Below are 17,947 nucleotides of genomic sequence, written 5' to 3'. Positions count from 1 at the left end.
GCATTACGTGCGAATACATTAATGCCCTGCTTCGAAGTTCAATATTCTCCCCAAGCCTAGAAACTTATTCGCGATAATTAACATCGTCGCCGTTACGGCAATATAAATAACCGACAGTGCAGCCAGCGTTGGGTCGGCAAATTCACGCACATAGTTGTACATTGCCACCGGCAAGGTCTGCGTCGCTTGCGTGGTGATAAACAGCGAAGCGGTAAATTCGTTGAAGGAGAGAATTGCGGCAAATAACCAACCGCCAAACAAGCCCGGCAAAATCAACGGCACGGTTATGGTCCATACCACACGCAACGGCGAAGCGCCGAGGCTTGCAGCCGCCATTTCAATACGTTGCTCAAGGTTTTTCAGCGACACATACACGCTGCGCAGCACAAACGGCAGCACCAGCACAACATGGCAGAAGATCACCAGTGAATAACCGCGTCCAATGCCCAACTGCGAGACCAGCATCAGTAAGCCGAGGCCAATGGTGAAGTGCGGAATAAACAGCGGTGACAACAGCACGCCTTCCAGCACCTGTTTACAGGGGAAAGTGTAACGTTCAATGGCAATCGCCAGCGTGGCGCCAATAATTACCGCCAGCGTTGAGGCCCATGCCGTCACAATCAAACCTGAATAGAAGCCGTGGCGGAAGTCATCGTAGTTAACCGCACGCTCAAACCAACGCAGCGACCAGCCTTTCGGTGGGAAGAACAGCACCGAGGTGCTGCTGAAGGAAGAGATCAACACCACAATGGTTGGCAGCAACACGAACAACAAAATCGCAATCACCAGCGAGCGTCCCGCCAGGGTAATCAGTTTGTCGTTGAGGGATCGGGTCATTTCAGTGGTCTCCCATCGCATGGAGGAAGCGGCTCATACGTTTCAGCGCCATCAGCAGCAGAATGGTCAGAATCAAACCCGCTATGCTGAGCGCAGCGGCAAACGGAAAATTCATCGATGAGAAACCCAGCTGATACACCATGGTAGCCACGGTGCTGACGCGTCCACCACCAATGAGCTGCGGCGTAGCGAAGGCGCTGAACGTCCAGGCAAACGCGGTGGTCAGGCTGGAAACGATGCCGGGAATCGATAGCGGAATGGTCACCGTCAGCAAGGTGCGAATCGGCCCCGCCCCCAGACTGGTCGCGGCTTTCTCATAATCAGGATTGATGTGCGACAGCGCAGTTGCCAGCATCATCACCATGATTGGCATGGTCACATGCACCAGCGCAACTACCACGCCGGTTTGGGTAAACATAAACTGGATCGGCTTGTTTATCAGACCCATCGCCAGCAGCAAGCTATTGAGGAAGCCGCTATTACCCAGCACGATGATCCACGAATATGTCCGTACCACTTCGCCGAGAAACAGCGGCGTAATGGCGATAATCAAGATGGTGGATTTGATCCAGGTGGTGCGCGTTCTCACCAGCGCATACGCCAGCGGATAACTCATCAGCAGCCCAAAAATCGCCGTTTTCGCACTGAGCATCACCGTGTTGATAAACGCATCGGCATAGATTTTCTTGAATAGACCGTTAAAGTTCGCCAGCGTGAATCCGCCTACATCTAGCGATCCTGGAATATAGGCCCGCACGCTAAACTGCATCACGGCAAACATGGCCACCACCAGCCCAAGCGCCGTGAACGTAGCGGGGATAATGAACCAGGGTAAGAATGTCGGTTTTTTCGTCATAGACGTTGCTGCCTGAATAAAGTGTTGCGACTCACCGGGCGGCCAATCGGCCGCCGCTATTTATCAATGTGACATGATGTTTTCAGAGAACCACTGCCGCCACTCGGCGGTTTTCTCCGCGCGCAGTTGCGGATCGGTGTTGATGGTGGCATTCCACTGTTCAGGCGTGGTCAGCATGCCAGGCAGCTTCGCCAGTTCTGGATCGATATGCGCATTGGTCACCGTTGGGCTGCCGCGATAAATTTTCGCCACTTCCTGCTGGATTTCCGGTTTCAGCGCAATATTTATGAACTTGTAGGCCAGTTCCGCATGTTTGCTGCCTTTATTGATACCGACGGTATCAACGCCCAAAATCGCGCCCTCTTTTGGCACTGCCAGCTTAATGTTGACGCCTTCTGCAATCATGCTGTAGGCGTTCATCGACAGCATCACCTGTACCGGCGTTTCGCCCGTGGAGATCAGCTGCTGGCTGTTGGCATCATCGGTATAGAAGGATTTGATGTTCGGGATCAGCGCTTTCAGCCTGGACTGGCCTTGTTCCCAATGCGCTGCATCCGAGCCAGAAAGTTTGGCGGACACCGCGATGATATGGCTCGGATCCCAATCTGGCAGCGCAATCGAGCTCTTCAGTTCCGGACGCCACAGATCGTTCCAGCTGGTAAATTCTTCACCCTTCGGCACTAAATCTGGCCGGTAGCCGATGGTGTAAACGTAGCCCCACACGCCAAGGTGATACGGGCTGACTTTGGCCTGCTGTACCAGATTCACCGCGTTAGGGATTTTGCTCATGTCGAGCTTTTCAAACAGGCCGCTGTTGGCATACAGGTAACCGACATGCGCGGTGGTAAAGGTGACGTCAGTTTCCGGCGAACCGCCCGCCAGCTTGGCTTTGTTCAAACGATCGATGGTGCCACCGGTGACGAACTGCACTTCTACGCCGGTTTCTTTGGTGAACTCTTTGGCGATAGTTTGATCGATCAGATCCTTAAAGCTGCCGCCCCAGGTGCTGACAATCAGCTTATCTGCGGCCACTGCATTACCTGCGCTCAATACACACGTGGTCAATAACGTTAAGGCACCCATCTTACGCAACATATTCTTGTCCCCAATGAATGAAATGGCTGTTGTCGCTGCTTTGCACCACCGTCTGGTCCATCGCGTCGCAATGCTCTAAAACAGTGCGAAGGCGGCTCTCGGGTGTTGAAGCGATAATGCCGTTGCGGTGAGATTGGGTAAAACAGCATTTCCCTCGCTGTTGCATCAGGATTTCTGAGGCTAAAAAAGTGGCCTGCTTAACAAGGATTTTCTGAAGCAGGAGTGAGGCAGACGCGAATGGTCGCTGGCGCATGGACAGGTGATTATGCTGTAAGTCGGAATTTGGCATGAGAAATGCTTGAGTTGAATCGACCTTATTAGAATGACTGACGCGACATGAGCGTGTCAGCGATCTCAGGAGAACCTGCATGCTCAGTCGCATCACCCAGCGTCAGCTGGAATATTTTGTCGCTTCCGGTGAAGCGGGCAGCATTATTGGCGCCTCGGAGCGTATTCACGTCTCCTCTCCGTCGATTTCCGCCGCCATCACCCACATTGAGTCTGAGCTTGGCGTGCAGCTGTTTGTGCGTCACCATGCCCAGGGCGTTTCACTCACCGCAATCGGCCACCAGGTATTAAAAGAGGCCAAACTGATCCTCGAACAGATGTCGAACCTTTACACCATTGCATCGGAATCAATGAACAACGTGCGCGGCCCGCTGCGTGTCGGTTGCCTCGATACGTTAGCGCCAATGTTGACGCCGGAATTGGTGTTTGGCTTTGGCCGCGCCTTTCCCGGCGTGCGTATCTCGCTGGTGGAAGGTAATCATGAGTTGCTGTTAAAACAGCTGCGTTCAGCGGATATCGATATCGCCCTCACCTATGATTTGGTTCCCGCCAGCGATGTGACTTTCCAGTCGCTGGCGCAACTGCCGCCCTACGTGATGGTGGGCGAGCATCATCCGTTCGCCACACAGTCCGCGGTTTCGATGCAGGATCTGGCTGCAGCGCCGATGGTGCTGCTGGATATGCCGTGGAGTCGTGAATATTTTCTTGGCTTGTTCAGCGAAGCCGGGGTGACGCCGAATGTGGTGATGCGATCCAGCAGTATGGAAACGGTGCGCGCGATGGTGGCCAACGGTGTCGGCTTTGGTATCGCTAACGTACGACCTAAAGCGCATATGTCTCAGGATGGTAAACGCTTGATTCGCGTGCGGTTGGCAGGGGTTAATAAGGCGATGCAGTTGGGTTATGCCACCATGGCGCAGGTACAGCAATCCAGGGTGGTGAGCGCTTTTGCCGAGCGTTGCCGCATGTTTATTTCCGACCAATATATTCCCGGCATGGCGGCACCGAGTTATTTCGATCCGCAAGTGGTGCGAGTGGCTTGAGATCCCTGGTCGCCGTGAATGGCGACCAGCGGTTAATACCCCTGCTGCGGGAAGACCTGATGCAATACCGCTTCGCCGCGTGCGGCGCGCTGGATATTCGCGGCGACCTGCGGTGCCGCGCTGGCCGGAATGGCAACCGAAGCCAGATGCGGCGTGATCAATACATTATCCATACCCCACAGCGCATCTTCGGGCGGCAACGGTTCGCGGTCAAACACATCCAGCGTCGCCTCGGCGATCTGTCCACGCTGCAACGCCTGCGTTAACGCCGCCTGATCAACAATCGCTCCGCGCGACACATTGATAAACGCGCAGCCGTGCGGTAACCGTGCCAGTCGTTCAGCACTCAGTAAGCCCTGGGTTTGCGGCGTGAGCGGCAGCATCACTACCAAAATATCGCTGCTGGCGAGGAAAGCATCCAGCGCGTCTATTCCGCTGCTACAGGTAATGCCATCGATGGTTTTCTGCGATCGTGACCAGCCGCGCACATCCAATCCCTGGCGCGCCAGCTCCTGCGCGGCGTGCGCGCCCAATTCACCCAATCCCAGCACGCCAACGCGCACGGTTTCCGGCGAACGCGGATGCAGGTAATGCCAGCGTCGTTCACGTTGTGCCCGCTCAAAAGCCGGAATGTCACGCACATAACGCAGCACGGCAAACAGCACGAAGCTGGCCATCATCCGCGCCATATGCGGGTCAGACAAACGAACAATGGGGATATCCGGTAAATCATCGCGCCCGACCAGCGAATCAACGCCCGCGCCCAGATTTATAAGCAGTTTCAGCTTGCGATAAGGGGCGAAAAAACCTTGCGGCGGCTTCCACACCAACGCGAAATGCACCTCATCATCGTTTTGCACCTCTTCCGCCCGACAAAGCGTTACGCCCGGCAGATGCGGTGCGAGCAACGCTGACCACTGTTCAAAACTGTCGAACTCGCTGTAAAAGACCGAAATACTCATGCCGCATTCGCCTTGATCAACTCAACTACCGCATCTATTGCCAGTTCGTAACCAACCACGCCCAAGCCAGCAATCACGCCAGTGGCGGCTTTTGATACCAGTGAATGATGGCGGAACGGCTCGCGTTTCCAGATGTTACTCATGTGCGCTTCGATGATCGGGCCATCAAACATCAGCAATGCATCGAGAATCGGCACCGAACTGTAGGTTAAACCGGCGGCGTTAATGATCAATCCGGCAGTCTGCTGACGCGCTTCCTGAATCCAGTCAACCAGCACGCCTTCGTGATTGCTTTGGCGAAATTGCAGTGTGATGTTGTGTGATGCTGCCCGGCGCTGGCAGCGTTCATCAATGCTGGCAAAGCTTTCGCTGCCGTAAGTGCCGTTCTTGTCCATGCCGTACAGATTAGCGTTCGGGCCGTTAAGGAAAAAAATCTGCTGTGTCATCTGAGCTCCTGAGTCACTGTACAGTTGTCGCCCGAAAGGGTGACCGAATGACGATTAATGGCGATCAATGCGGGCGCGTGGCGGCCATCGCGGGATGGGCATCGAACAGGGCGAACCACGCAGCAGTCAGCGGATGGTTTGCCCGCCAGTTAAGAGCATCGAAGCGGAAATCGAGATAACCGAGCGCGCAGCCGATGGCAATCAAACCCACGTCATCAGGCTGCGTACTAAAACCCGCAACCTGACACTCAATTTCCCGTAGCGCCGCATGGACTTTTTTCAGCTGAGCATCGGCCCAGCCTTGCCACTGCTTTTCCAATGGGCGGGCACTGAACTCGTAACGCGCCAGCAAGGCGGCATCGATCAAACCGTCGCCTAACGCCTGGCGCGACAAACTCAACCAGCGCGCATCACCCTGTGACGGGATTAAACCGCCTTGCGCGCGGGCATTGAGGTATTCGCAAATCACGCGGCTGTCGTACAGACATGCCCCTTGTTCGGTTCGCAGTGCGGGCACTTTGGCTAACGGATTAACGATGGCGATGCGCTCATCACGTTCAACCGGATGCGCCGCCGAATCCAGAAGCTCAATCTCATTCGTGAGCCCAAGACAATGCGCAGTCACCATCACTTTGCGCACATAGGCAGACGTGTTGGCGTAAAACAGTTGCATCATGCCATCGCTCCTTGCTGATCCACGCTCAGCAACACTTTGCCAATGTTGGCGTTGGCCTCAAGGATTCGATGTGCGTCCGCCGCCTGCGCCAGCGGCAAAATTTGATGCAGCGTGGGGACGATTTTGCCTGCTACGATCAGCGGCAGCAGATGTTTGCGGATGCACACCGCCAGGCGCGCCTTTTCAGCAGCGCTTTTGGGGCGCAGCGTGGAAGAGGTCAAACTCAGTCCTTTACGCATCACCAATTGCAGATCGAGCTCGATCTTCGCGCCCTGCATAAATGACAAGCTCACATGACGTCCGCCTTGCGCTAATACGCTAAGATTGCGCGCCACGTAATCACCACCCACGTTATCCAGCACCACATCCACGCCTTGCCCTGCGGTTTCCGCTGCAATCACCGCGACAAAATCCTCTTTATGACGATCAATGGCGCGCCAGACGCCAAGCTGTTGCAGCGCCGCAATTTTGTCGGCACCGCCTGCGGTGGCCACCACACGTGCACCACAGGCGTGCGCACATTGGATGGCAAAGGTGCCAACGCCGCTGGCGGCACCGTGAATCAGTACGGTTTCACCGGGGGCTAAACGGCCCAGCTCAAACAGGTTGTGCCACACAGTAAACGCCGCTTCGGGGATGCCCGCTACATGCGCCAAAGGCAGATTATCGGGCACCGGCAAACACAACTCAGCGCGCGCCACGCAATAGTCGGCATAACCGCCACCGTTCAGCAGCGCCATTACTGCGTCGCCGATGGCGAAACCACTAACCCCTGCACCTAACGCCACCACGTTACCTGCTACTTCCAGACCGAATACATCTGAGCTGCCCGGTGGGATTGGCATGCCGTTACGCTGCATAATGTCAGGACGATTAACGCCCGCGCTGGCGACGCGAATCAATACTTCACCCGTCGCAGGTTGTGGCACGGCACGTTCTACCACCGTTAACACCTCTGCGCCGCCCGGCTGGCGGGCAATTACCGCGTTCATCATTTCAGGCACCATCGGATTTTATCCTTGCTTAGCGGCGGTAAAGGCGCACACGCCTTCATCATCAAAGGTGATGCCCACTACGCTACCCACTGGCCAGCGGGTTAGGGATTCCAGACCCGACTGGCGCGCAAACAGCGAGGCGCTGCCGAGGGCTGGCACATCAAGATGCACATCAACGTGATCGCCCTGAAACACATGGGTGATCACCGTGGCGCTCAGGAAACAATGCGAAGAGAGCGGCCCCAATTGAATGTTTTCCGGACGCACGTACACATCGAGTCGCTCGCCAACGCTCGCCTGCACGCGTTCTGCCGGCAGACGCAGCGCGTTGCCGCCCAGCTCAAGCACCGCAGCGTGATCGCGCCCGGCATAACGTCCAGGCAAGATGTTGACGTCACCGACAAAGCCCGCCACAAACGGATCGCGCGGCTGGCGATAGATTTCATCCGGTGTACCGATTTGGCGCACATGCCCCGCCGACATCACCACCACGCGATCGCTCATGCTAAGCGCTTCGCCCTGATCGTGGGTGACAAACACCGTGGTGACGCCTAACTTGCGCTGGATGGCTTTCAGTTCGACCTGCATCGATAAACGCAGATTCTTGTCCAGCGCGGAAAATGGCTCATCCAGCAACAAAACTTTTGGACGGATCACCAGCGCACGCGCCAGTGCCACACGCTGCTGTTGTCCGCCGGAGAGTTCACGCGGTTTGCGATGGCTGTAACCCGCCAATTTGACCAACGCTAATGCTTGCTCAACGCGCTCCGCGATTTCGGCCTTTGGCACCCCGCGCATTCGCAGGCCATAACCCACATTTTTCTCCACCGTCATATGCGGAAACAGCGCGTAGTTCTGGAACACAATGCCGATTTCACGCTGGTAAGGGGGGATTTCCGTGACCAATTCGCCATCAATAAAAATCTCGCCGCCATCAGCTTCAGCAAAACCGGCCATCAAATTGAGCAACGTGGTTTTGCCGCAGCCCGAGGGGCCAAGCAGAGTAATAAATTCCCCTTCCTCAATAGTCAGGGAAATTTTGTGCAGTGCGATAGCGTCGCCAAACTTCTTCAGCACGCCATCTAACTGTACGGCGATGTTGCTGCTTTTCACTGCGGGGCGCGGCATATCGGGCTGTGGGAATCGGGTGATTTCTGCACTAAACATGAACTCTCCAAAGCAATTTATGTGACGTTGTCACAGTAATTATTGACGCATCCATGCGGCTAAGCGCTGCATCATGGCGTCACAGGCATCCAACTGAGCGATGCTGATGAATTCGTCGGGTTTATGACCTTGCGCCATGCTGCCAGGCCCACAAATCACGCTGGGAATACCGGCCTGGTGGAACAAGCCGCCTTCGGTGCCAAAGGCTACCGTGCTGAAGTCGCTGGATTGAGTGAGATAGGCGATCAATCGCGCAGCATCACTTTGCGCATCGGTTAATAACCCGGGGTAGCCACTGATAGGATAAAAACGGATCGCGCTATCCACTGCGACTGCCTGCATACGCGGCACCAGCTCTGATTGCGCGAAGGTCTCGATCTCAGCGGCAACGGCTTGCGCGTCATGCTGGGGCAAGGTGCGCACTTCAAAATCAAAGACGCATTCAGCGGGCACGATGTTCAATACGGTGCCGCCACGAATAATGCCGGTTTGCACCGTCGTAAAAGGGGGATCGAAACGTGTGTCATGTTGTTCAGTCTGCGCCAGGCGCTCGCCGATCGCCGTTAATTGATGAACAAGCTGCGCAGCATATTCGATGGCATTGACACCCTGCGGCGCATAGGCAGAATGGCAAGCCGCGCCCTTCACTTCGCAGCGCACACCCAGTTTTCCCTTATGACCGAGCACCGGTAGCAATTCGGTGGGTTCACCAATCAGGCAGATTGACGGCTTTTCCGGGCGCTGCAACAGCGCCTCCAGCAAGGTGCGCACGCCCAGGCAGCCGACCTCTTCGTCATAGGAGATTGCCAGATGCAGCGGCTGCTTTAGCGGCTGTGCCAGAAAATGGGGCACTGCCGCCAGCATGCAGGCGATGTAACCTTTCATATCAGCAGTGCCGCGCCCGTATAACTTGCCGTCACGTTCGGTGAGCGTGAACGGTGGCACGCTCCAGTTTTGTCCCTCCACCGGCACCACATCGCTGTGGCCGGAGAGCATCACGCCGCCATCGCCAGCGGGTCCAAGACGTGCATACAAATTGGCTTTACTGCGTTCCGCGTTGTGAATTATCTCACCGCTTACACCCAAATCATTCAGGTAACGCCAGACGAAATCGATCAATGCCAGGTTGGATTCACGGCTGGTGGTGTCAAACGCCACCAGCTTTTCAAGCAGTTGTCGGCTGGTAAACATGGAAACTCCTACTCGTCGCCCGGCACGCCATAACGGGGTGCCTGCGTTGGATCAATGGCGCGCGTCACGTAATCGTTCATTTGCGGTTGATAAGCCAGCCACAACTGGTCGAGTTCGCTAGTTGGATCGCCATCCGTCCAGTCAACACGCAGATCGACAATCGGCCACACCTGATCATCAACGATCGACAAGGCAGAAGAGTGCACCGGCCCCGCTTCCCCGCCCGCCTGCATGCCCGCTTGCAGCGCTGCCATTAAGCGCTCAGCTAAATGACCGGAATGCTGTTCGAAGGCGCTTACCATCGCCGGAATTACCTCAGGATTAGCCAGCAGATTGCCCGCCGCAACACAGTGATGACCGGTTTGCGCGTTATGAATGCCCAGCGTTTTGTCACCGCTAAAGCAGGCCGTTTGGCCATCGGCGGCTAACACCGTCACCTGGCGATAAGAGGAAGAGTCGTCGCTGGCGAGTCCGGCTTTGAGCGCGGCTTCTGCGCTGTCGCCTTGTTGCAGGCGATCAAGAATGCGCGGGCCTAGCGCGGGTAAGGTAATGTTCTGAGTTGATACTGCGCCCACTGCCGCGCGAAGCCATGGGCAACGTGCGCCTACCGCAATGCTGGATGAGCTAATGGCAATGCCGATTTGACCGGTTGCGTCGCAGCGTCCCACAATGGATAACGTCATCGTTTCGCGCCTCTTATTCCGCTTGCCAGTCGTCAGGAATAACCGCGATCACATCGATTTCCATCAACCATTGCGGTTGACCTAAACCGGAAATCACCAAACCGGTGGAGATCGGGAACACACCTTTCAGCCACTTGCCCACCACCTGATACACCGGCTCGCGATAGCGGGGATCAATGATGTAAGTGGTGGTTTTGACGATGTGCGATAAATCGCTGCCCGCTTCTTCCAGTAGCTGTTTAACGTTTTTCATCGCCTGTTCGGCTTGCGCGGCGGGATCGCCTAATCCTACCAGGTTGCCCGCAAAGTCGGTGCCAATTTGCCCACGGACATACACGGTATTGCCTGCGCGCACCGCCTGACAGAGATCGTTATCCAGTGCCTGATTGGGATAGGTTTCTTTGGTGTTGAATTTACGGATGCGAGTATGTGTGGTCATGCTGGCCTGCTCTGCGAAAAAAGGGTTTCGCAAGGTATACCCTCCTACGCCTGGCAGCGAAAACAGCATTAACCGAGGTGTTGCTTTGAAAAATCCGAAGGAGCTAACGGTGATGATTTTTAGCATTAAATTGTGAACATCATCACCTGCCGACTAACCGGCGTTTACCGGACGTGCGTTCTGAGGTATACCACCCTGCTTATTCCCCTAACTCTCAGATAAGGATATAAAAATGTTTGCAAAGCAGTATGAGGTGGATGAAAAGCATATCGATTTTCAGGGCGTGGTCGATGGCCTTTATTATCCGTTTTATATGGAGTGGACGCGCCACGCTTATATGCGTGAAGCTTTAGGTATCGATATTGAAGAAGAGTTTAAACAGGGCAAACTTTACATGGTGCTGGAGTATTCCCTGCGCTTTCGTAAGAGCCTGGTGAAAGGTGACAAGGTGGAAGTGACCTGCGTGCTGGCAAAGAATGAGAAGCGCAATCGCGTCAATTTTGTGCAACAGATTCTGGTGAATGGTGTGGTGTATGCCGATGCCACTTTTGTTGCCACCTGCCTGCAGAATGGACGCCCTTCCATGCCAGATGCGGTGTTGAACGCGTTAGCGGAAGCGTAATGCGGTTTTGGTCATGGTCGCCATGATGGCGGGCGTTTGACCAGGAGAATGATTAGCTCCCGCACCGGATGGCGGTGCGGGGGGGGGGGGGGGGAACCCGTTTCCCCCTCAGCCTGTTAATACAGAAATAAATTTCCACATAACATCAGTGGCTCAATGACTGGAATCAGAAACCCCAATTTTCATCACAGAGGGTGATGCGGTCCCGGCCCCACTGATTCACGCATAATTAATTCACCGGCAAAGGTTTTGTCATTGCGCATTTCGCCGCCATCCAGCATGGAAATCAGGCGTTCAATGGTTTCCTGAATCATCTCGGTTACCGGCATTTTCACGCTGGATAACGCCGGAATGGTAAACGGCGCTAGCGGGATGTCATCGAAACCGATCACTGCCACTTGTGCAGGCACCGCAATCTGCGCGGCCGCCAGCGCTTTGAGCGCGCCCACCGCCATATCATCGTTACTGGCCACCAGCGCCGTGAAATTTCTGCCCTGCTTCAGTAACTGTTGCACCGCTGTCATGCCGTTTTGCGCCTGCCATTTTCCTTCGACCACCAGCGCATCTTCAACGGCAATGCCATGTTTGGTCAGCGCCGCGTGGTAGCCCGCCAGACGTTCGCGGCCGGTCGGCGAATCCAGTGAACCGGTGATAAAGGCGATGTCGCGATGGCCCAGCGCAATCAGCTGCTCCACCGCTGCGCTGCTGCTGCGCTGTTGATCAGAGTAAATGCAGTAACTGTCGTGCTGACGCAGACGGCGGTTGATCACCAAAATCGGGTGTTTATGCTGCGCAATGATGCTGTCCATTTCATCGGTGGTGAGAAAACGCGGATAGATGATCACGCCATCGCAGCGCAAATCAAGCAGGAACTGAATGGCCGCACGCTCCTCTTCGGCGCTGTGTTTACCATCCACCAGCAACAACTGACGTCCCTGCTGTTCCATCAGGCGCGCAGAGTGCTGCATCAACTCGCTGAAGTAGCTGCCGGTGTAGAGGGTATTGGTGATCACTAGCCCAATGGTCTGGCTGGATTTGGTCGCCAGATTGCGCGCCAGCAAGTTAGGACGGAAATCAGTAGCGGCAATCGCCTGATACACCTTCTCGCGTTTTTCCTGGCTGACATAGCCGTTGCCAGACAGCACACGCGATACGGTCGCTTTGGATACGCCTGCTACTTTTGCCACCTCGATTATCGTCGCCATGTTTCACTCTTTTTCCATGCTCATTGCAGCAGTGTACCTAAGCCACGAAATAGGCGGCAATTTTTCTGCCATCACCGCATAGCCGTCCAGTTAGTCAAAGCGATCAACTTCACACTTTCAACTATCGAATTTTAAATTTCTTGCCTGGATTACATTGCATCTTCATGATTTTGTGAAACCGGTTTCTCATGATGAAAAATCACGCAGAAACTGTTGTACCCCTACCAAATAATCAGAGATTAAAAATCCATGGCTAAAAATTATGCGGATGTCTCGCGCGCCATCGTGGCTGCGCTCGGCGGCCTGAACAATATCGAAGCGGTGACGCACTGCATGACGCGCCTGCGTTTCGTGGTGAAAGACAGCGCCAGCATTGATAACGCCACACTGAAAGCCATTCCCGGCGTGATGGGCGTGGTGCACACCGACACGCAGTGTCAGGTGATCATTGGTAACAATGTGAACCTCGCTTATCAGGAAGTGTTGAAGCTCGGCACGCCGAACAGCGAAGGCGCCGCGCCAGTGAAACGCAAAATCACCCTACGCAGCATCGGTGCCGGTATTCTTGATGCGCTGGTGGGCACCATGTCACCGTTGATCCCGGCGATTATTGGTGGCTCGATGGTAAAGCTGTTGGCGATGGTACTGGAGATGAGCGGCGTGCTGGAGAAAGACTCTTCCACACTGATCATCCTCAACGTGATAGGTGACGGCGCGTTCTTCTTCCTGCCGATTATGGTGGCCGCCTCCGCCGCGCTGAAATTCAAAACCAACATGTCGCTGGCGATTGCCATCGCGGGTGTGCTGGTGCATCCCAACTTTGTCGATTTAATGGCGAAAGCCGCACAAGGCCAGGCGGTGGAATTTGCTTACATTCCGGTGACGGCGGTGAAGTACACCTACACGGTTATTCCGGCGTTAGTGATGACGTGGATTCTGTCGCATATCGAATACTGGGTTGATCGTATCACGCCTGCGGTTACCAAGAACTTCCTCAAGCCGATGCTGATTGTGCTGGTGGCCGCGCCGATTGCCATTGTGCTGATTGGACCGCTCGGCATCTGGATTGGTAGCGGCATTTCCGCGCTGGTCTACACCATTCACGGCTATCTTGGCTGGTTGTCGGTGGCGATTATGGGCGCGCTGTGGCCGCTGCTGGTGATGACCGGGATGCATCGCGTATTTACCCCCACCATCATTCAAACCATCGCCGAAACCGGCAAAGAAGGCATGGTGATGCCGTCGGAGATCGGGGCCAACCTGTCGCTGGGCGGTTCTTCGCTGGCGGTGGCATTCAAAACCAAGAACCCTGAACTGCGTCAAACTGCGTTTGCGGCGGCGGCATCGGCGATTGTCGCGGGCATTTCTGAACCGGCGCTGTATGGCGTGGCGGTCAGGTTGAAACGTCCGCTGATCGCTAGCCTGATCAGCGGCTTTATCTGCGGCGCAGTGGCCGGGATTGGTGGGCTTGCCAGCCATTCAATGGCCTCACCAGGCTTGTTCACCAGCGTACAGTTTTTCGATCCCACCAATCCGATGAGCATCGTGTGGGTCGCTGGCGTGATGGTGCTGTCGGTGGTGCTCTCCTTCATTCTGACGTTGATTCTCGGCTTTGAAGATATCCCGGTCACCGAGCCCGCACAGCCAAAGCCGGTAACGGATGATGCCAATCCCGCCAACGTTAATTTATCCAAGGTGTAAATGAGGTTTTTATGTCTGAAGTGACATTTCCAGAGGGATTTTTGTGGGGCGGCGCATTAGCCGCTAATCAGTCAGAGGGGAGCTATCTGGCGGGTGGTAAAGGTTTAACCACGGTGGATATGATCCCCCACGGTGCGCATCGCATGCCGGTAAAGTTGGGCCTGGAAAAGCGCTTCGAACTGCGCAGCGATGAGTATTACCCAAGCCATAACGCCATCGATTTTTACCGTCGCTATAAAGACGATATCGCGCTGATGGCAGAAATGGGTTTTACCGTGTTCCGTACCTCGATTGCCTGGAGCCGTATTTATCCGCAAGGCGATGAATTGACGCCTAACGCGGAAGGCATCGCGTTCTATCGCAGCCTGTTTGAAGAGTGCCAGAAATATGGCATCACGCCGCTGGTGACGCTGTGCCACTTCGATGTACCGATGCATTTGGTGACCGAATACGGTTCGTGGCGCAATCGCAAAATGATCGAATTTTTCAGCCGCTACGCGCGTACCTGCTTTGAAGAATTCAACGGTCTGGTGAAGTATTGGCTGACCTTTAACGAGATCAATATCCTGCTGCACAGCCCGTTTTCTGGCGCAGGTTTGGTGTTTGAACCGGGCGAAAACCCGGAGCAGGTGAAGTATCAGGCGGCGCATCACGAGCTGGTGGCAAGCGCGCTGGTGACTAAAATCGCCCATGAAATTAACCCGGAAAACCAGGTCGGCTGCATGCTGGCGGGTGGCAACTTCTATCCGTGGTCATGTAAGCCGGAGGATGTATGGGCCGCGCTGGAGAAGGATCGCGAAAACCTGTTCTTTATCGATGTGCAGGCGCGCGGCGCTTATCCTTCGTATGCCGCGCGGGTGTTCCGCGAAAAAGGCATAGAGATTGCGATGGAAGCGGAAGATGCCGCTACGCTGCGTCACACCGTTGATTTCGTCTCCTTCAGCTATTACGCCTCACGCTGCGCCTCGGCAGAGATGAACGAGCAAAACAGCAGCGCCGCCAACGTGGTGAAATCGCTGACCAATCCGCATGTCAAACGCAGCGATTGGGGCTGGGGCATCGATCCACTCGGTCTGCGTATCACCATGAACATGATGTATGACCGCTACCAGAAGCCGCTGTTTCTGGTGGAAAACGGACTCGGCGCGCACGATGAAATCAATGCCGACGGCGAGATTAACGACGATTACCGCATCAGCTATCTGAAGGAGCATATTCAGGCGATGGGCGAAGCGATTGCCGATGGTATCCCGCTGATCGGTTATACCACGTGGGGCTGCATCGATTTGGTGGCGGCCTCGACCGGCGAAATGAGTAAGCGCTACGGGTTTGTTTATGTCGATCGTGATGACAAAGGCAACGGCAGCCTGGAACGCATCCGCAAAAAATCATTCTGGTGGTACAAGCAAGTGATCGCCAGCAACGGGCGAAATCTGGAGGCGCTGTAAATAAGTGGTCGCCATGAATGGCGTAATGCCGATCAGTTAAGCGCCGTTTCAAATCACCGCACCTTCCGTAGCGGCGCGATTTATCGCGCAATGAATTGCGCCGCTACAATGTGTGATCTCGGTGATGAGGGTTTCATGTCTTAACTGACGAGCATTACTCCATGAATGGCGACCCTACTTAATGATTGGCCACGCTTGTTGCGGGAACAGATAGAGCCGAATACTGAACAGATGGAACAGCGGCGTCAGCACCCTTTCGTCGCGCTTCGCCAGTTGTTCCAGCTTCAGCAACAGTAAATCCAGCTCCTCCTGCAAATCCGCATGCGGTGGGGTTTGCAGTGACTTCAGGCGGCGTTTGAGAAACAGCGCCAGCTCATGAAACATCTGTCCACTATCCAGATGATATTGCTGCAGCAGCACTTTGTGGCGCGCGTAATAATCAAAGCTATTCACGCCCAGCCACACTTCCTTGAGCAACATGCCGGCTGAACGCATATCGGGATGCGGATCGAGCCGTAAGCGCGGCAACACCACATTCACTTTATCCAGCATCAGGCTGATAAAACGTTGCCGTCCCAGCAGTGACGAACCGTTTCGTTCGGTCTCTTTAATAAAGCGCAATAGCTCGCGCAGACCTTGTCGCACGGCGCGGCGCGCGGTCCATGATGGGCGTTTGTTACGCATGATGGCGGTGATGATTACCGCAAACATCACGCCCGCCATGGTGGCAATCGCGTTATTGATTAGCAGCACCAAATCGGGTTTTAAATGGTGGCCGAGGCCGATAAAGCCGGGGATCTGAATCGCTACGCTCAGGCCTATCATGTTGGTCGAGGGCCGCGCGATCATCAGCGCCAGAATCATCAGTCCGGGTGCAAGACAAATCATCAGCGCCTCAAACGAAGTGGCTTGCGGCAGCAGCAGCGCCACGTAAATTACGCTGATAATGATCGCCACGATTACGCCACGCACAAACAGCTTCATTGAAGTCAGCGGCGTATCCTGGCTGGCGAGCAATGAGCAGAGAATCGCCGCCATCACCGGTGCCGATGCGCCATCACGCCAGCCTGATCCCATCCACAGCAAGCAGGAACCGAAGGTGGCACAGAACGCGGTTAGCGCCGAAAGCCGAATTAACCCTTTATCGAAAAAGCGGTGCGTGCGTTTGCCGCGCGCCAGTGTGGTGTCGCCCGACAGGTCGCTTACCAATCCACCAACGCTTTGATAGGCCCCGGCAATACGGACAAAATCCGCCAGCCGTTCCATTAATCCGGTAAAAAGCAGCCAGTTTTCAGTAGGCAAGTCGCCGTTTTGCCAGGCGAGGTTAAGTTCAGCCTGACAAGCGCTTAACGTCTGCTGGATGCCGCCGGTTTCCCCTACCGCTTCACCATCATTGAGCCACTGTAGAAACAGCTGAAAGGTTTGCGCCACGTTTTCCGGAAAGGCGATCTGCAGTATCGAGAGCCGCTGCAGGCGCATCTCGATAGCCGTGAGAGTCGGGATCAAATAGGAGAGATGTTGATACTGCACGCTAACCAGGCGAATCAGTCTCCGCGCGGCGTCACCTTCATAAACGCAGTGGGTGATCAGCACTTCCACCTGCTGCGGATGCGTTGCCATGCGGATCAGAATATCGTCACGCTCAGGCGAACTATCGCTGGGAATGCCGGAAAGCAAATCGCTGCACAGTTTGCGCGCGTTAAGATACCAGTGGCTGACACTCTGCTCCAACAGACTGCGCATCGATACCGGAAACAACAGCGCATGCACAAGGCTGCTGCAGACGATGCCGAGCGTGATCTCTTCTATACGCGAAATCACCGTGCTGGTGATCGACAGCGGCGTGGTGACTTCCGGAAAACCCATGATCGCCGCGCTGTAACCGGCCAGCATAAACACGTAACTCTTCGGCGTGCGGTCGTGCAGTGACAGATAGAGGCAAACGCTGACCCATAACGAAATGCAGAAACAGAACAGCAGCGGATGCTGAACGGTCGGCGGAAAGATAAAGAAGACGAATACGCCGCCCAATAGTGTCCCCAGCAGACGGAACACCGATTTGGAAATGGTTGAGGCGGAATAGAGCTGTGATGCGAGCAATACCGTGGTCACCGCCCACGCCGGTTTATCCAGATTCAGTTCGAGTGCGAAATAGAGTGCCAGAAAGGCGGCCAAACAGGTTTTTACAGCAAAAAAAACGGCGTTTTTTGAAAACCACTGCATGACACGGTGACCAGGATGTACTGAATGTTGCGTATCCTGCCAGAATGTGAAAAAGCCTCACCTCGATAAA

Annotated in this window: 18 protein-coding genes; 4 read left to right on the top strand and 14 right to left on the bottom strand. The window is 55.0% G+C overall.

Features of this window, described 5'->3' with window-relative positions:
• Nucleotides 1-18: 18 nt before the first annotated feature.
• The 4 genes from ACVLVH_RS01560 to ACVLVH_RS01545 all read right to left on the bottom strand — a co-directional run bounded on the left by ACVLVH_RS01560 (nt 19) and on the right by ACVLVH_RS01545 (nt 3,077).
• A complete protein-coding gene (locus ACVLVH_RS01560) occupies nt 19-837 on the bottom strand; it encodes an ABC transporter permease (protein ID WP_498948512.1) in 819 nt (272 codons plus the stop codon).
• 1 nt (nt 838) lies between these two features.
• On the bottom strand, nt 839-1,693 hold the full coding sequence (locus tag ACVLVH_RS01555; RefSeq protein WP_101761544.1) for an ABC transporter permease: 855 nt from the start codon (nt 1,691-1,693) through the stop codon (nt 839-841).
• A 63-nt stretch (nt 1,694-1,756) separates the two neighbouring features.
• Nucleotides 1,757-2,788: a polyamine ABC transporter substrate-binding protein gene (locus ACVLVH_RS01550; RefSeq protein ID WP_192413067.1), complete on the bottom strand. Its 1,032-nt coding sequence runs from the start codon at nt 2,786-2,788 to the stop codon at nt 1,757-1,759.
• A complete protein-coding gene (locus tag ACVLVH_RS01545; protein WP_277975009.1) occupies nt 2,778-3,077 on the bottom strand; it encodes a hypothetical protein in 300 nt (99 codons plus the stop codon). The genes ACVLVH_RS01550 and ACVLVH_RS01545 overlap by 11 nt, the downstream gene beginning before the upstream one ends.
• Before the next feature lie 79 nt (nt 3,078-3,156).
• Here ACVLVH_RS01545 and ACVLVH_RS01540 point away from each other — a divergent pair, with 79 nt between their 5' ends.
• On the top strand, nt 3,157-4,119 hold the full coding sequence (locus ACVLVH_RS01540; RefSeq protein ID WP_137387342.1) for a LysR substrate-binding domain-containing protein: 963 nt from the start codon (nt 3,157-3,159) through the stop codon (nt 4,117-4,119).
• Nucleotides 4,120-4,151: 32 nt separating this feature from the next.
• Here ACVLVH_RS01540 and ACVLVH_RS01535 read toward each other — a convergent pair whose 3' ends face one another.
• The 8 genes from ACVLVH_RS01535 to ACVLVH_RS01500 form a co-directional block, all read right to left on the bottom strand.
• The gene (locus ACVLVH_RS01535) at nt 4,152-5,081 is read right to left on the bottom strand and encodes a 2-hydroxyacid dehydrogenase (protein WP_498948508.1); all 930 of its coding nucleotides are present in this window, start codon (nt 5,079-5,081) and stop codon (nt 4,152-4,154) included.
• Nucleotides 5,078-5,527 carry a type II 3-dehydroquinate dehydratase gene (locus ACVLVH_RS01530; RefSeq protein ID WP_192413071.1) on the bottom strand — a complete coding sequence of 150 codons (450 nt, stop codon included), beginning with the start codon at nt 5,525-5,527 and terminating at the stop codon, nt 5,078-5,080. The genes ACVLVH_RS01535 and ACVLVH_RS01530 overlap by 4 nt, the downstream gene beginning before the upstream one ends.
• Nucleotides 5,528-5,591: 64 nt before the next feature.
• Nucleotides 5,592-6,203 carry a glutathione S-transferase family protein gene (locus ACVLVH_RS01525; RefSeq protein ID WP_192413074.1) on the bottom strand — a complete coding sequence of 204 codons (612 nt, stop codon included), beginning with the start codon at nt 6,201-6,203 and terminating at the stop codon, nt 5,592-5,594.
• Nucleotides 6,200-7,198, bottom strand: coding sequence for an NAD(P)H-quinone oxidoreductase (locus tag ACVLVH_RS01520; RefSeq protein ID WP_498948505.1), 999 nt, complete (start codon nt 7,196-7,198; stop codon nt 6,200-6,202). Before ACVLVH_RS01520 ends, ACVLVH_RS01525 begins: the two co-directional genes overlap by 4 nt.
• Nucleotides 7,199-7,216: 18 nt before the next feature.
• Nucleotides 7,217-8,365 carry an ABC transporter ATP-binding protein gene (locus tag ACVLVH_RS01515; RefSeq protein ID WP_498948503.1) on the bottom strand — a complete coding sequence of 383 codons (1,149 nt, stop codon included), beginning with the start codon at nt 8,363-8,365 and terminating at the stop codon, nt 7,217-7,219.
• A gap of 39 nt (nt 8,366-8,404) precedes the next feature.
• On the bottom strand, nt 8,405-9,556 hold the full coding sequence (gene argE / locus ACVLVH_RS01510) for an acetylornithine deacetylase (RefSeq protein ID WP_498948501.1): 1,152 nt from the start codon (nt 9,554-9,556) through the stop codon (nt 8,405-8,407).
• Nucleotides 9,557-9,564: 8 nt separating this feature from the next.
• Complete coding sequence (locus tag ACVLVH_RS01505) at nt 9,565-10,239, bottom strand: DUF1028 domain-containing protein (RefSeq protein ID WP_192413082.1); 675 nt, start codon at nt 10,237-10,239, stop codon at nt 9,565-9,567.
• A 13-nt stretch (nt 10,240-10,252) separates the two neighbouring features.
• The gene (locus tag ACVLVH_RS01500; RefSeq protein ID WP_008106850.1) at nt 10,253-10,678 is read right to left on the bottom strand and encodes a RidA family protein; all 426 of its coding nucleotides are present in this window, start codon (nt 10,676-10,678) and stop codon (nt 10,253-10,255) included.
• Nucleotides 10,679-10,910: 232 nt separating this feature from the next.
• On the opposite strand from ACVLVH_RS01500, the gene ACVLVH_RS01495 reads away from it, so the two are divergent.
• Nucleotides 10,911-11,300 (top strand): acyl-CoA thioesterase, encoded by a 390-nt coding sequence (locus ACVLVH_RS01495; protein WP_192234762.1) that lies wholly within the window; start codon nt 10,911-10,913, stop codon nt 11,298-11,300.
• 185 nt (nt 11,301-11,485) lie between these two features.
• On the opposite strand, the gene ACVLVH_RS01490 is transcribed toward ACVLVH_RS01495, so the two are convergent.
• Nucleotides 11,486-12,505 carry a LacI family DNA-binding transcriptional regulator gene (locus ACVLVH_RS01490; RefSeq protein WP_312462077.1) on the bottom strand — a complete coding sequence of 340 codons (1,020 nt, stop codon included), beginning with the start codon at nt 12,503-12,505 and terminating at the stop codon, nt 11,486-11,488.
• A 249-nt stretch (nt 12,506-12,754) separates the two neighbouring features.
• Between ACVLVH_RS01490 and ascF the strand changes: the two genes are divergently transcribed.
• On the top strand, nt 12,755-14,206 hold the full coding sequence (gene ascF / locus ACVLVH_RS01485; RefSeq protein ID WP_192413085.1) for a PTS cellobiose/arbutin/salicin transporter subunit IIBC: 1,452 nt from the start codon (nt 12,755-12,757) through the stop codon (nt 14,204-14,206).
• Nucleotides 14,207-14,217: 11 nt separating this feature from the next.
• Entirely contained in the window at nt 14,218-15,654 is a 1,437-nt protein-coding gene (locus tag ACVLVH_RS01480; protein WP_192413087.1) for a 6-phospho-beta-glucosidase, read from the top strand.
• A gap of 174 nt (nt 15,655-15,828) precedes the next feature.
• On the opposite strand, the gene ACVLVH_RS01475 is transcribed toward ACVLVH_RS01480, so the two are convergent.
• Complete coding sequence (locus ACVLVH_RS01475; RefSeq protein WP_192413089.1) at nt 15,829-17,877, bottom strand: FUSC family protein; 2,049 nt, start codon at nt 17,875-17,877, stop codon at nt 15,829-15,831.
• Between the last annotated feature and the right edge of the window lie 70 nt (nt 17,878-17,947).

The sequence above is a fragment of the Kluyvera sp. 1366 genome (assembly GCF_054823405.1).
This window is presented reverse-complemented; position numbering and strand designations above follow the sequence as displayed.

What these genes read in the sequence shown, in the direction of transcription:
- ACVLVH_RS01560 (WP_498948512.1), bottom strand. Translation starts at nt 837, where the DNA reads ATGACCCGATCCCTCAACGACAAACTGATTACCCTGGCGGGACGCTCG.
- ACVLVH_RS01555 (WP_101761544.1), bottom strand. Translation starts at nt 1,693, where the DNA reads ATGACGAAAAAACCGACATTCTTACCCTGGTTCATTATCCCCGCTACG.
- ACVLVH_RS01550 (WP_192413067.1), bottom strand. Translation starts at nt 2,788, where the DNA reads ATGTTGCGTAAGATGGGTGCCTTAACGTTATTGACCACGTGTGTATTG.
- ACVLVH_RS01545 (WP_277975009.1), bottom strand. Translation starts at nt 3,077, where the DNA reads ATGCCAAATTCCGACTTACAGCATAATCACCTGTCCATGCGCCAGCGA.
- ACVLVH_RS01540 (WP_137387342.1), top strand. Translation starts at nt 3,157, where the DNA reads ATGCTCAGTCGCATCACCCAGCGTCAGCTGGAATATTTTGTCGCTTCC.
- ACVLVH_RS01535 (WP_498948508.1), bottom strand. Translation starts at nt 5,081, where the DNA reads ATGAGTATTTCGGTCTTTTACAGCGAGTTCGACAGTTTTGAACAGTGG.
- ACVLVH_RS01530 (WP_192413071.1), bottom strand. Translation starts at nt 5,527, where the DNA reads ATGACACAGCAGATTTTTTTCCTTAACGGCCCGAACGCTAATCTGTAC.
- ACVLVH_RS01525 (WP_192413074.1), bottom strand. Translation starts at nt 6,203, where the DNA reads ATGATGCAACTGTTTTACGCCAACACGTCTGCCTATGTGCGCAAAGTG.
- ACVLVH_RS01520 (WP_498948505.1), bottom strand. Translation starts at nt 7,198, where the DNA reads ATGATGAACGCGGTAATTGCCCGCCAGCCGGGCGGCGCAGAGGTGTTA.
- ACVLVH_RS01515 (WP_498948503.1), bottom strand. Translation starts at nt 8,365, where the DNA reads ATGTTTAGTGCAGAAATCACCCGATTCCCACAGCCCGATATGCCGCGC.
- argE (WP_498948501.1), bottom strand. Translation starts at nt 9,556, where the DNA reads ATGTTTACCAGCCGACAACTGCTTGAAAAGCTGGTGGCGTTTGACACC.
- ACVLVH_RS01505 (WP_192413082.1), bottom strand. Translation starts at nt 10,239, where the DNA reads ATGACGTTATCCATTGTGGGACGCTGCGACGCAACCGGTCAAATCGGC.
- ACVLVH_RS01500 (WP_008106850.1), bottom strand. Translation starts at nt 10,678, where the DNA reads ATGACCACACATACTCGCATCCGTAAATTCAACACCAAAGAAACCTAT.
- ACVLVH_RS01495 (WP_192234762.1), top strand. Translation starts at nt 10,911, where the DNA reads ATGTTTGCAAAGCAGTATGAGGTGGATGAAAAGCATATCGATTTTCAG.
- ACVLVH_RS01490 (WP_312462077.1), bottom strand. Translation starts at nt 12,505, where the DNA reads ATGGCGACGATAATCGAGGTGGCAAAAGTAGCAGGCGTATCCAAAGCG.
- ascF (WP_192413085.1), top strand. Translation starts at nt 12,755, where the DNA reads ATGGCTAAAAATTATGCGGATGTCTCGCGCGCCATCGTGGCTGCGCTC.
- ACVLVH_RS01480 (WP_192413087.1), top strand. Translation starts at nt 14,218, where the DNA reads ATGTCTGAAGTGACATTTCCAGAGGGATTTTTGTGGGGCGGCGCATTA.
- ACVLVH_RS01475 (WP_192413089.1), bottom strand. Translation starts at nt 17,877, where the DNA reads ATGCAGTGGTTTTCAAAAAACGCCGTTTTTTTTGCTGTAAAAACCTGT.